Origin of the sequence: Pseudomonas sp. CC120222-01a (assembly GCF_003097235.1) — a bacterium.
Classification (GTDB): domain Bacteria; phylum Pseudomonadota; class Gammaproteobacteria; order Pseudomonadales; family Pseudomonadaceae; genus Aquipseudomonas.
On sequence record NZ_QEQQ01000002.1, the window covers coordinates 237,517 to 250,207 of the forward strand.

Annotated in this window: 10 protein-coding genes; 6 read left to right on the forward strand and 4 right to left on the reverse strand. The window is 61.9% G+C overall.

All coding sequences use genetic code 11. The features are described 5' to 3' along the window. Positions 1–348: 348 nt before the first annotated feature. The 3 genes from thiI to N430_RS04030 all read left to right on the forward strand — a co-directional run bounded on the left by thiI (position 349) and on the right by N430_RS04030 (position 5,360). The gene (thiI, locus tag N430_RS04020) at positions 349–1,803 is read left to right on the forward strand and encodes a tRNA uracil 4-sulfurtransferase ThiI (protein WP_110633103.1); all 1,455 of its coding nucleotides are present in this window, start codon (positions 349–351) and stop codon (positions 1,801–1,803) included. A gap of 128 nt (positions 1,804–1,931) precedes the next feature. Beyond that, positions 1,932–3,752: a translational GTPase TypA gene (typA, locus tag N430_RS04025; protein ID WP_027921032.1), complete on the forward strand. Its 1,821-nt coding sequence runs from the start codon at positions 1,932–1,934 to the stop codon at positions 3,750–3,752. A 183-nt stretch (positions 3,753–3,935) separates the two neighbouring features. Further along, positions 3,936–5,360, forward strand: coding sequence for a PhoPQ-activated protein PqaA family protein (locus tag N430_RS04030; RefSeq protein ID WP_110633106.1), 1,425 nt, complete (start codon positions 3,936–3,938; stop codon positions 5,358–5,360). A 9-nt stretch (positions 5,361–5,369) separates the two neighbouring features. Here the strand turns inward: N430_RS04030 and N430_RS04035 are convergent, their stop codons facing one another. The 3 genes from N430_RS04035 to N430_RS04055 all read right to left on the reverse strand — a co-directional run bounded on the left by N430_RS04035 (position 5,370) and on the right by N430_RS04055 (position 7,194). Continuing rightward, positions 5,370–5,630 (reverse strand): DUF3077 domain-containing protein, encoded by a 261-nt coding sequence (locus tag N430_RS04035; RefSeq protein ID WP_110633109.1) that lies wholly within the window; start codon positions 5,628–5,630, stop codon positions 5,370–5,372. Positions 5,631–5,768: 138 nt separating this feature from the next. Continuing rightward, positions 5,769–6,050 carry a hypothetical protein gene (locus tag N430_RS04040; protein WP_110633112.1) on the reverse strand — a complete coding sequence of 94 codons (282 nt, stop codon included), beginning with the start codon at positions 6,048–6,050 and terminating at the stop codon, positions 5,769–5,771. Positions 6,051–6,789: 739 nt separating this feature from the next. Next, on the reverse strand, positions 6,790–7,194 hold the full coding sequence (locus N430_RS04055; protein ID WP_003249225.1) for a YkgJ family cysteine cluster protein: 405 nt from the start codon (positions 7,192–7,194) through the stop codon (positions 6,790–6,792). Positions 7,195–7,380: 186 nt separating this feature from the next. Here N430_RS04055 and N430_RS04060 point away from each other — a divergent pair, with 186 nt between their 5' ends. The 3 genes from N430_RS04060 (at position 7,381) to N430_RS04070 (ending at position 11,734) form a co-directional block, all read left to right on the forward strand. Next, positions 7,381–9,831 (forward strand): glycogen/starch/alpha-glucan phosphorylase, encoded by a 2,451-nt coding sequence (locus tag N430_RS04060; protein WP_110633115.1) that lies wholly within the window; start codon positions 7,381–7,383, stop codon positions 9,829–9,831. 292 nt (positions 9,832–10,123) lie between these two features. After that, entirely contained in the window at positions 10,124–11,134 is a 1,011-nt protein-coding gene (locus tag N430_RS04065; RefSeq protein ID WP_103446028.1) for a class 1 fructose-bisphosphatase, read from the forward strand. Between the two features lie 3 nt (positions 11,135–11,137). After that, a complete protein-coding gene (locus tag N430_RS04070) occupies positions 11,138–11,734 on the forward strand; it encodes a DUF924 family protein (RefSeq protein ID WP_103446027.1) in 597 nt (198 codons plus the stop codon). A 117-nt stretch (positions 11,735–11,851) separates the two neighbouring features. Here N430_RS04070 and N430_RS29920 read toward each other — a convergent pair whose 3' ends face one another. Continuing rightward, the gene (locus N430_RS29920; RefSeq protein WP_371922759.1) at positions 11,852–12,682 is read right to left on the reverse strand and encodes a methyl-accepting chemotaxis protein; all 831 of its coding nucleotides are present in this window, start codon (positions 12,680–12,682) and stop codon (positions 11,852–11,854) included. Between the last annotated feature and the right edge of the window lie 9 nt (positions 12,683–12,691).

Consider the following 12,691-nt stretch of genomic DNA (forward strand, 5'->3'; position numbering starts at 1 on the left):
AAAAGGGGCGTTTGCGGGCATTTGCCTGGGTGGCAGCGGACAAAAGTGCACCCTTAGGAGGCAGGAATTCAGGGTAAGGCACCAAATTAGTGCATGGCTCGAAAGCTGTGCTTTCTTTGAGGGCCCTTTCGCGGGCAAGCCCGCTCCCACAGGGACCGCACAGTGCTGGAAACTTGTGTGGTCCCTGTGGGAGCGGGTTTACCCGCGAAAGGGCCGGAACAGGCGGCACAAAACCCCCTCCCTGCATTTATCTCAAAGCTTCTGATCAAAAGTTGGTCAAATCCTGAGCAATTTCCGCTATAATTCGCGCCCCTCATTTTCGGCAGGCCCTGCGCGCGCTGTTAACCAATGAAACTTATCGTCAAAGTCTTCCCAGAAATCACCATCAAGAGCCGGCCGGTGCGCAAGCGCTTCATCCGCCAGCTCGGCAAGAACATCCGTAACGTGCTCAAGGATCTCGATCCAGAGCTCGCGGTCGATGGTGTCTGGGACAATCTCGAGGTGGTCACCCGCGTCGAGGACGAGAAGGTCCAGCGCGAGATGATCGAGCGCCTCACCTGCACCCCGGGTATCACCCACTTCCTGCAGGTCGAGGAATACCCGCTGGGCGACTTCGACGACATCGTCGCCAAGTGCAAGCACCACTTCGGCCACCTGCTGGCCGGCAAGCGCTTCTCGGTGCGCTGCAAGCGCGGCGGCCATCACGACTTCACCTCGATGGACGTCGACCGCTACGTCGGCAGCCAGCTGCGCCAGCAGTGCGGCGCCGCCGGCATCGACCTGAAGACGCCTGAAGTCGTGGTGCGCATGGAGATCCGTGATCAGCGCCTGTACGTGATCCACAACCAGCACAACGGTATCGGCGGCTACCCGCTGGGTGCCCTGGAGCAGACCCTGGTGCTGATGTCCGGTGGTTTCGACTCCACCGTGGCGGCCTACCAGATGATGCGCCGCGGCCTGATGACCCACTTCTGCTTCTTCAACCTCGGCGGCCGTGCCCACGAGCTGGGCGTGATGGAAGTCGCCCACTACCTGTGGAAAAAGTACGGCAGCAGCCAGCGCGTGCTGTTCATCAGCGTGCCGTTCGAAGAAGTGGTCGGCGAGATCCTCAACAAGGTCGACAACAGCTACATGGGCGTGACCCTCAAGCGCATGATGCTGCGTGGTGCCGCGCACATGGCCGACCGCCTGCAGATCGACGCGCTGGTTACCGGCGAGGCGATTTCCCAGGTTTCCAGCCAGACCCTGCCGAACCTGTCGATCATCGATTCTGCCACCGACAAGCTGGTACTGCGCCCGTTGCTGGCCAGCCACAAGCAGGACATCATCGACCAGGCCACTGAAATCGGCACCGCCGACTTCGCCAAGCACATGCCGGAATACTGCGGCGTGATCTCGGTGAACCCGACTACCCATGCCAAGCGTCACCGCATGGAGCACGAAGAAAAGCAGTTCGACATGGCCGTGCTGGAGCGCGCCCTTGAGCGTGCCAAGTTCATCTCCATCGACCACGTGATCGACGAGCTGGGCAAGGACATCGAAATCGAGGAAGTGGCCGAGGCGCTGCCTGGCCAGATCGTCATCGACATTCGTCACCCCGACGCCCAGGAAGACGAACCTCTGGCCCTGGAAGGCATCGAAGTCCAGGCCATGCCGTTCTATGCGATCAACAGCAAGTTCAAACACCTGGACCCTACGCGCCAGTACTTGCTGTATTGCGACAAAGGTGTGATGAGCCGTTTGCACGCACACCACCTGCTCAGTGAGGGACATGCCAATGTGCGTGTTTATCGTCCGACATAAGACGCCAGGGCTGTATGGCGGCAGCATCCGCCATCGCCCTCCCGACCATCGGGCCCGCTGAGCCTAAAAGCGTACATATTCGCCGCCTACACTAGGTGGCAACCGAATCCTCTGATCGAGATACAGTTGTGATCGAAAATCTGCGTAACATCGCCATCATCGCCCACGTTGACCATGGTAAAACCACCCTGGTCGACAAACTCCTGCGTCAGTCCGGCACTCTGGAGCGTAACGAGCTCAACGACGAGCGCGTCATGGACTCCAACGACCAGGAAAAAGAGCGCGGTATTACCATTCTGGCGAAAAACACCGCCATCAACTGGAACGGCTACCACATCAACATCGTCGACACCCCCGGCCACGCCGACTTCGGTGGCGAGGTTGAGCGTGTAATGTCGATGGTCGACTCCGTGCTGCTGCTGGTCGACGCCCAGGACGGCCCGATGCCGCAAACCCGCTTCGTGACCAAGAAGGCGTTCGAAGCCGGCCTGAAGCCGATCGTCGTGATCAACAAGGTCGACCGTCCGGGCGCGCGTCCTGACTGGGTTCTGGACCAGATCTTCGACCTGTTCGACAACCTCGGTGCCACCGACGAACAACTGGACTTCAAAGTCGTCTACGCCTCGGCCCTGAACGGCATTGCCGGTCTGGACCACACCGCCATGGGCGAAGACATGACCGCCCTGTACCAGTCGATCGTCGACAACGTACCGGCGCCGGACGTTGACCGTGACGGTTCGTTCCAGATGCAGATCTCCGCACTGGACTACAACAGCTTCCTCGGCGTTATCGGCGTTGGCCGTATCGCCCGTGGCCGCGTCAAGCCAAACACCCCGGTTGTCGCCATCGACACCAACGGCAAGAAGCGTAACGGCCGTATCCTCAAGCTGATGGGCCACCACGGCCTGCACCGCGTCGACGTCGAAGAAGCCCAGGCTGGCGACATCGTCTGCATCAGCGGTTTCGACGAGCTGTTCATCTCCGACACCCTGTGCGCCCCGGACGCGGTAGAAGCGATGAAGCCGCTGACCGTTGACGAGCCAACCGTTTCGATGACCTTCCAGGTCAACGACTCGCCGTTCTGCGGCAAGGAAGGCAAGTTCGTCACCAGCCGTAACATCAAGGACCGTCTGGACAAGGAGCTGCTGTACAACGTTGCTCTGCGCGTTCAGGAAACCGATTCCCCTGACAAGTTCAAGGTATCGGGCCGTGGTGAGCTGCACCTGTCCGTTCTGATCGAAACCATGCGCCGTGAAGGCTTCGAGATGGCCGTAGGCCGTCCTGAAGTGATCATCCGCGAAGTCGACGGCGTGAAGCAGGAACCGTTCGAGAACGTCACCATCGACATCCCTGAAGAATCCCAGGGCAAGGTCATGGAAGAAATGGGTCTGCGTAAAGGCGACCTGACCAACATGGTGCCGGATGGCAAGGGCCGTGTGCGCCTGGAGTACAACATTCCAGCCCGTGGTCTGATCGGTTTCCGTAACCAGTTCCTGACCCTGACCAACGGTGCAGGCATCCTGACCTCGATCTTCGACCGCTACGACACCATGAAGTCGGGCCAGATGTCCGGCCGTCTGAACGGTGTTCTGGTTTCGGTTGAAACCGGCAAGGCACTGACCTACTCGCTGGAAACCCTGCAGGCTCGCGGCAAGCTGTTCGTTGAGCACGGCCAGGAGATCTACAACGGTCAGATCATCGGCCTGAACAGCCGTGACAACGACCTGGGCGTGAACCCGACCAAAGGCAAGAAGCTCGACAACATGCGTGCTTCGGGCAAAGACGAAGTCATCGCCCTGGTTCCGCCAGTTCGCCACACTCTGGAACAGGCTCTGGAATTCATCCAGGACGACGAGCTGTGCGAAGTCACTCCTAAGTCGATCCGTCTGCGCAAGAAGATCCTGGACGAAGGCGAGCGTACCCGCGCTGCCAAGAAAGCCAAGAACTGAGTTAGCTCAGGCTGAATGAAAACGCCCCCGGTCGAAAGGCCGGGGGCGTTTTTGTTTGTGAGACGCAATTTGTAGCCTATGTCTCTAGCAGGTGTAGGGAGCTTCTTTCAGACGCGTTCACGCCTTGTGTGCGGTTGTAGGGCCGCCTAGCGTGACGTGCTTTCTCCAGAAGGAAGCACGCCCATGAAGTACCGATTTGCGCTTGCCATCCCCTGCCTGATGGCCAGTTTCCATGCCAGCGCTCTGCAGGACTGTAGCGGCCTGCGCCCGCAGGAAGTCGTTCACTGCCACATCGGCAATGTGCGCCAGAAGCCTCTGGAGGCCGTACTGCTCGAACAGGCCTCTGAACCTGGCTACGATTTCCGTCGCCTGCAGATGGTTTCGCAGGTGTGGGACCCGGTCCCGGTGGTTGAACCACGTCGTTGGGAGCACGATGTCGAACTGCACGTACCGCGCAATGCAGTGCCCGGCAAAGCCTTGCTGGTGGTGAACAACGGCGTAAGGCACGGGCCGGCGCAGAGCCCGGACTATACCCGCGAAGCATTGCGCGAAGTGGCTCTAAAGTCGCATATGGCCGTGGTCATGATCAGCGATGCGCCCAACCAGTACGTGACCTTCAGTGATGTCGAGAAGCCCCTGCGCGAGGATGACGCCGTGGCGCATACCTGGGCACATTCGCTGCGCGGTGCCGCGCCGGAACTACCACTGCATGTGCCGATGGCTGCGGCGGCGAGCCGGGCGATGGACCTGGCCGTGCTGGAACTGGGTAAGCAAGGGCTCACGGTGGACAGTTTCATCATCACGGGTGCCTCCAAGCGTGGCTGGAGTGCGTGGCTCACGGCGCTGGCCGATGAGCGGGTGGTGGCCATCGTACCTGCGGTAATCGACGTGGCGGACACCTCGGACATGCTGGCTGGATTGCGCAAGCGCTATGGCGGTCACTGGCCCTTGGCACTGGGCTCCTACCAGCAGGCTGGCGTGCTACAACAACTGGGCACCCCGGCATTCGAGCGGCTGATGGCGCTGGTGGACCCGATGCAGTACCTGAACGAGGAGGGGCAGCGCCTGGCGATTCCCAAGTACCTGGTGTCTGCCAGCGGCGATGATTTCTTCGCGCCCGACCCCGTCACCGATTATCAGCAACGCCTGCCAGGCCAGACCAGCCTGAGAGTGTTGCCGAACTCGGACCACGGTGGGGTGCGTCAGCAGGTGGTCAGCACCTTGGTGCCGGTGGTAACGCGCCTGCGCGATGGCAAAGCGCTGCCGAGCGTGCAGGTGTCACAGGGCGGGCAGCCTGGGCTGATGGCTGTCGACTTCTCCGAACCGCCCGTGGCAGTGAGGGTGTGGACGGCAAGCAACAGCCAGGATCGCGATTTCCGCTATGCCTGCGGGGTGCGCTACCAGTCCGAGACGCTGGTGCCTCAGCAGCACTTCACCCTGCAACGCACGGCGCCAGCGACGGGGTGGCAGGCGCAGTTCGTCGAAGCGAAGTTCGCTGATGGCTTCATCGCCACCAGCCCGGTCAGCGTGCTGCCGCAGACATACCCCGCGCATCCGCCGACCAATCACGGTGGTGCTTGCCGCAGCTTCCCGGCGGGTGGTGCGTGAGCAGCAGGCTCAGTGCGTCATGCCCAGTTCGGCGTCGTCCAGCAGGGCCTTGGCCAATGCACTGAGGTAGTGCGCGGCCCAGATCAGTTGCGGGTCATTGTCCATGACGGCGGTCAGGGTCAGGTCGCGCACGCAACCCAGCAGTTCGGAAGCTTGATCGCGGGCGTCCTGGCAGGGGATGCCTGCGCAGACCTGGAACAGGGGTTGTTTGTGCTCTTCGCCCTGGTAGAAGCAGGTTTTGCCGGGGGTGATCTGATTGTTTTCTTTCACGGGTTCCTCTCCCTGAATCTTCGTTGTGGATGGCACCGGCTCTGCCGGTGTTCGCGGGTAAACCCGCTCCCACAGGAGATGTGCAATGCCCACGGCCGGCGCCGTACCTGTGCGGGTTTACCCGCGAAGCGGCGAACATCAATGCGTGCTGCCGGCACGTTCCAAGGCGAGCGACAAGGCATCCGCCTGCCCCCAGGCCAACTGCATGGCCCGCAAGCCATTCACCAGCGACTCCCGCGTGCGGTCATCCTCGATGCCGTCGAGGGCGCGGTGGCTGTGGTTGTAGGCGATCATCAGGTAGTGGGTGATGTTGACCACAACGTGGTCGAGGGGGACGAGGTTTTCGCAGATGGCGTGGGTGAGGGTCGTGCCGTCTGGGAGGTCGAAGTGGTGGGGTGGGTCGGGGACTAGCTTTTTCATATCGGCTCCATGTGATTCATGTGCCACCCGTCCGTTTCCACACATTGGGGTGACAGCTGTACACGGGGTGGAAAACCAGGCACATGGCAAACCCGGTAGGCTCGAAAGCCTCCCGCGTACAGCTGTCATGACGACAGCCTCCATGTTGAATTGCCGAGGTTTCCACACCTCGATCGCTGAACTGTTCAGCGACCTGGAAAGCCTAGAGAGACAGGTTTCCAGTAACAATCAGACGCGAGTCGACAGGGTTTGTAGGGTATTTCGCAGGGATTGAGATCGCTAGATCGGATTTGTAGGAAATGTCTGGCGGTCGAGTAGGAATGGTGCAGGGATGGGCCTGTCTTTAGGTTGCAGGTGGGCCACCATGGGTCCGCCTCGACATTTTCTGCGCCTATGAGATCGAGCGCCGCCCGCGCGGCGCATCGCGGGCAAGCCCGCTCCCACATCTGTTTCGGGCCAATCTCTCCTGTAAAGCCAACAGGGACCGCCTTGTTGACATGACAATGCATCTCGGTGGGCGCTGATGCCGCTTCACCTGTCTCCAGTCATGCACGAAGGCCTATCATCGGTCTCCAGCCATGCACCAAGGCGAATCCTGTTGGCGGCACAGGAGTGACTGGCCCGAAACAGATGTGGGAGCGGGCTTGCCCGCGATGCGCCGCGCGGGCGGCGCTCGATCTCCGCCACACCATCACAACCAAGGCATGCGCCCGATGGCCATCACCCGATCAAAAGGCGATCACCGCCCAACCACCTTCGGCTTGTAAGCACAATACCCCGGCCGCGGCCCGACCTTGGGGTGGTTGCGGCAGGTGTCCGGCCGTTTGTCATAGATGGTGCACAGCCGGCTCTTGCGATCCAGGTACATGCAGTCATCGTTGCTCATCCGGGTCAGGGTGAAGATCCCCGACTTCTGGTTGAAGCGCTCGATGATGCCTTCCTTCTGCAGGCGCTTGGCCACGTTCTTCGGCGGTTCGTCTTTTTCGAACTCGTCGACCACGCCGATGCGGATCAGATCCTTGATCTTCACCTCCACCGGCAGGGTGCAGCAGGTCGAATGGCAGCCATGGCACATGTTGCTGGTGTAGCGCTGCCAGGTCTCCAGGCGGTCGACTTCGGCCGCGGCGATCAGGGTCGTTTTCATCGTTATGGGGGTGAATCACGGTCTTTGGGGCGCGCGATCATACCGGAATTGTTCAATTTATGAACAACCTTTTGACCGAATGCGCAAAGGTTCATGAAAACCGCGAACACGGGCTGTCGCTCTTGGTCGAAGCGTCTAGGCTCAACAGTCTCCCTCCGCTTTCGTCAACTTGCCCGAGGATGCCGCATGTCCCAGGAACCTAAAGCACGTGACGCCGAAGTCGCGGATTTTCGCGCTGCTGTACTGGATAAGCTGACCTACGCGGTCGGCAAGGACCCGGAGCATGCCTTCGACCACGACTGGTTCGAAGCCATCGCCCTGGCCGCGCGCGATCACATGGTCGACCACTGGATGGACCACACCCGCCGCGCCTATCGACGCAGCCAGAAGCGGGTCTACTACCTTTCCCTGGAATTTCTCATCGGCCGGCTGCTCTACGACAGCCTGAGCAACCTCGGCTTGCTGGATATCGCCCGGGACGCCCTCGAAGGCCTGAACGTCGATCTGGAGCGCATTCGCCTGCTGGAGCCGGATGCCGCCTTGGGCAATGGTGGCCTTGGCCGCCTGGCGGCCTGCTTCATGGAGAGCATGTCGACCTTGGGCATCGCCGCCCATGGCTACGGCATCCGTTACGAGCACGGGCTGTTCCGCCAGGCGGTGGTCGATGGGTGGCAGCAGGAGCAGACCGAGAACTGGCTGGACTTCGGTAACCCCTGGGAATTCGAGCGCGCCGAGGTGATCTACCCGATCAGTTTCGGTGGTAGCGTCGAAACTGTGCTCGATACCCACGGCCAGCAACGCCAGGTGTGGTCGCCGGGCGAGACGGTGCGGGCCGTAGCCTACGACACGCCCGTGGTCGGCTGGCGCGGCGCCAGCGTCAACACCTTGCGCCTGTGGCGGGCGCGGGCACTGGAAGAGCTGCACCTGGAGCGCTTCAATGCCGGTGACCACCTGGGTGCCGTCGCCGAAGTGGCGCGGGCCGAGAGCATCTCGCGGGTGCTGTATCCGGCCGATAGCACCGAGGCCGGCCAGGAGCTGCGACTGCGCCAGGAGTACTTCTTTGTTTCGGCGTCGCTGCAGGACCTGCTGCGCCGCCATCTGAACATGCACCAGAACTTGCTCAACCTACCGGATGCGGCCGCGATCCAGCTCAATGACACGCACCCGTCAATCGCCGTGGCCGAGCTGATGCGGCTATTGGTCGACCAGCACGAAATTCCCTGGGACAAGGCCTGGGAGCTGACGGTCGGCACGCTGGCCTACACCAACCACACCCTGCTGCCCGAGGCCCTGGAGACCTGGCCGGTGGCGCTGATGGAACGCATGCTGCCGCGGCACATGCAGATCATCTACCTGATCAATGCCTACCATATCGACAGCCTGCGGGCCAAAGGCCTGCACGACTTCGATGTGTTGCGCGCGGTCTCGCTGATCGAAGAGGACAACGGCCGTCGGGTGCGCATGGGGAACCTGGCATTCCTTGGCTCGCACAGCGTCAATGGCGTGTCGGCGCTGCACAGCAAGCTGATGAAGAGCACGGTGTTCGCCGAGCTGCACAAGCTGTACCCGCAGCGGATCAATAACAAGACCAACGGCATCACCTTCCGCCGCTGGTTATACCAGTCCAATCCGCAGTTGACCGAAATGCTGGTCGAGGCGCTCGGGCCGGAGCTCAAGGACGACCCCGAGGGGCGCCTGGCCGGGCTGGTGCCGTTCGCCGACAAAGCCAGCTTCCGCAAGCAGTTTGCCGCCCAGCGCCTGCACAGCAAGCGTGCCCTGGCCAGCATCATCCAGGACCGGATTGGCGTTACGGTTAACCCCGAGGCGCTGTTCGACGTGCAGGTCAAGCGCATCCATGAGTACAAGCGCCAGTTGCTCAACCTGCTGCACACCGTGGCGCTGTACCAGGCCATGCGCAACGACCCCGGTACCAACTGGGTGCCACGGGTGAAGATCTTCGCCGGCAAGGCCGCGGCCAGTTATCACCAGGCCAAGCTGATCATCAAGCTGGCCAACGACATCGCCCGGGTGGTCAACAACGACCCGACCGTGCGCGGCCTGCTCAAGGTGGTGTTCCTGCCCAACTACAACGTCAGCCTGGCCGAAAGCATCATCGCGGCGGCGGACCTCTCGGAGCAGATCTCCACGGCCGGTTACGAGGCGTCCGGCACCAGCAACATGAAATTCGGCCTCAACGGCGCGCTGACCATCGGCACGCTCGACGGTGCCAACGTCGAGATGTGCGAGCAGGTGGGGGCGGACAACATGTTCATCTTCGGCCTGACCGCGCAGCAGGTGGAGTCGCGGCGCAAGGCGGGAGACTTCGGTGCCAATGTGGCGATTGCCGCATCCAGCCGCCTGAACGATGTGCTGCAGGCGATCCGCAGCGGGGTGTTCTCGCCGGATGATCCAGCGCGCTATGCGGGGCTGATCGATGGGCTGGTGGGCTATGACCGCTTCCTCGTGTGCGCCGACTTCGATGCCTACTGGGATGCCCAGCGGCGCGTCGAGGAGCTGTGGCACACGCCGCAGGAATGGTGGCGCATGGCGGTGCTGAACACGGCGCGGATGGGGTGGTTCTCCTCGGACCGGACCATTCGTGAATACGCCACCGAGATCTGGAAGGCACTGGATTGAGGCAGGGCATGCGGTCATTGTGGGAGCGGCCTTGTGTCGCGAAAGGGCTGCGCAGCAGCCCCACAATCTATGCAACTCAGCTGAAATCCCCGGGGCCGCTTTGCGGCCCTTTCGCGACACAAGGCCGCTCCCACAGAGTCCGTGCAGTTGGCCGAATGTGTGCCGTGTAACCGACCATTGGCCGCGCACTTGCTGAACTCAACGCCGGAAGTCGAGTCTCTTTGCTCGCTAGGCTGCAACTCTCCCTGTAAACTGCGGGGGTTTTTCACCCCCTATCCTTTCGGAGCCATACATGTCCCGCGTTACCCTGAGTCGCTATCTGATTGAGCAGACCCGCAGCAACAATACCCCTGCCGATCTGCGCTTCCTGATCGAAGTGGTGGCGCGTGCGTGCAAGGAAATCAGCCATCACGTGTCCAAAGGCGCCCTCGGTGGTGTGTTGGGCAGCATGGGCACTGAAAACGTGCAGGGCGAAGTCCAGAAGAAACTGGACGTGATCTCCAACGACATCCTGCTCGAAGCCAACGAATGGGGCGGCCACCTGGCCGGCATGGCGTCCGAGGAAATGGACAACGCCTACCAGATCCCGGGCAAGTACCCGAAAGGCGCCTACCTGCTGGTCTTCGACCCGCTGGACGGCTCGTCCAACATCGACGTCAACGTTTCGGTCGGCACCATCTTCTCGGTACTGCGTTGCCCTAACGAGTACCTGAGCCAGAACGAAACCCTGAACGAAAACGCCTTCCTGCAGCCAGGCACCCAGCAGGTCGCTGCCGGTTACGCCATCTACGGCCCGCAGACCATGCTGATCCTGACCCTGGGCAACGGCGTCAAGGGCTTCACCCTGGACCGTGAACTGGGCAGCTTCGTCCTGACCCACGAGAACATCCGCGTGCCGGAAAGCACCGCCGAGTTCGCCATCAACATGTCCAACCAGCGTCACTGGGAAGCCCCGGTGCAGCGCTACGTGGGCGAACTGCTGGCAGGCGAGACTGGCCCGCTGAAGAAGAACTACAACATGCGCTGGATCGCCTCGATGGTGGCCGACGTGCACCGCATCCTGACCCGTGGCGGCCTGTTCATGTACCCGCGCGATGCCCGCGACCCAAGCAAGCCGGGCAAGCTGCGCCTGATGTACGAAGCCAACCCGATGTCGTTCATCATTGAACAGGCCGGCGGCGTGTCCACCGATGGTTACCAGCGCATCCTCGACATCAAGCCGGAGGGCCTGCACCAGCGCGTGTCGGTGATCCTCGGCTCGAAGGAAGAGGTCGAGCGCGTTACCGCCTATCACAAGGAGTAAGTCATGCTCGCACCTTGGCAGCCGTTGCTGGAGTGGTGGTTCGGTTGGGGCACCAGTCCCCAGGCCGTGGCTGACGAGAAGAGCACGCTGTGGTTCGGCAAGCATCACGATGCCGAAGCCCAGGCGCTGTTTGGCGACCTGGTCGAGCACGCCCTGGCGGGTGGGCTCGACGAGTGGCAGCAGAGCCCGCAGGGCTGGCTCGGCTTGCTGATCCTGCTGGACCAGCTGCCGCGCATGCTCTACCGCGACACGCCGCGCGCCTTTGAAGGCGACCGGCGTGCCCAGGTGGTGGCCATGCAGGGTCTGCAGAAAAACTGGGATTACCAGTTGCTGCCGATCCAGCGGGTGTTCGTGCTGCTGGTGCTGGAACATGCCGAGGTGCTGGACTGGCAGAACCTGTGCGTCGAGCGTTACCAGGTGCTGCTGGAAGAGCAGCCGGAGGATCACCGGCGCTTGTTCGAAGGCTTCCTCGATTATGCCGAGCAGCACCAGCGGGTGATTGCCCGCTTCGGTCGCTTCCCGCATCGCAACCTGGTACTGGGGCGACCGAGTACCAGTGAAGAGATGGACTTCCTGCTGGAGCCTGGGTCCAGGTTCTAGATCCCTGGGGCTGCTTTGCAGCCCATTCGCGACACAAGGCCGCTCCTACAGGAGATCGCGGTCACTTGTAGGAGCGGCCTTGTGTCGCGAAAGGGCCGCACAGCGGCCCCAGCGGATTCAGATCCGGAAGCTGCCTACCAGGTGCTTCAACCGCTCGACCTGATGCTCCAGGTCGGTGCAGGCACGCAAGGTGCTCTGCAGGTTCTGCACCCCTTCCTGATTCAATGTATTGATTTCGGTGATGTCGACATTGATCGACTCGACAACGGCCGTCTGCTCTTCGGTGGCGGTGGCCACCGACTGGTTCATGCCATCGATCTCGCCAATACGCTGGGTCACGCTGCCCAGGCGTTCGCCGGCCTGGTTGGCAATCCCCACGCTGTGGTCACTGTGCTCACGGCTCTGGTTCATGGTGCTGACCGCCACTTGTGCGCCGGCCTGCAGTTCTTCGATCAGGCGCTGTACCTGTTGTGCCGACTCCTGGGTACGGTGGGCCAGGTTGCGTACTTCATCGGCCACCACGGCAAAGCCACGCCCGGCCTCGCCGGCACGGGCCGCTTCAATCGCGGCGTTGAGCGCCAGCAGGTTGGTCTGCTGGGAAATACCGCTGATCACATCGAGGATCTGGCCGATGTTGGCGGTGTGGGCATTGAGCGTCTCGATGTTGCCGCACGAGTCGCTGATGCGTGCCGACAGCTGGTTCATCACATCGATGGTGCGCCCGACCACTTGCTGGCCGTCCTCGGCCAGGCCACGCGCTTCGCTGGAATGTTGCGAGGCCAGCGCGGCGTTCTGGGCGATTTCCTGGGCGGCGGCGCCCAGCTCGTTGATGGCTGCCGCCACGCTGCTGGTACGGCTGGACTGCTGGTCGGCATTGTTGATCGAGGCATTCGAAGCGGTCACCACCTGGGCAGCCACGGCGTTGACCTGGCCGGTGGCCGAGGCCACTTCGCGGAT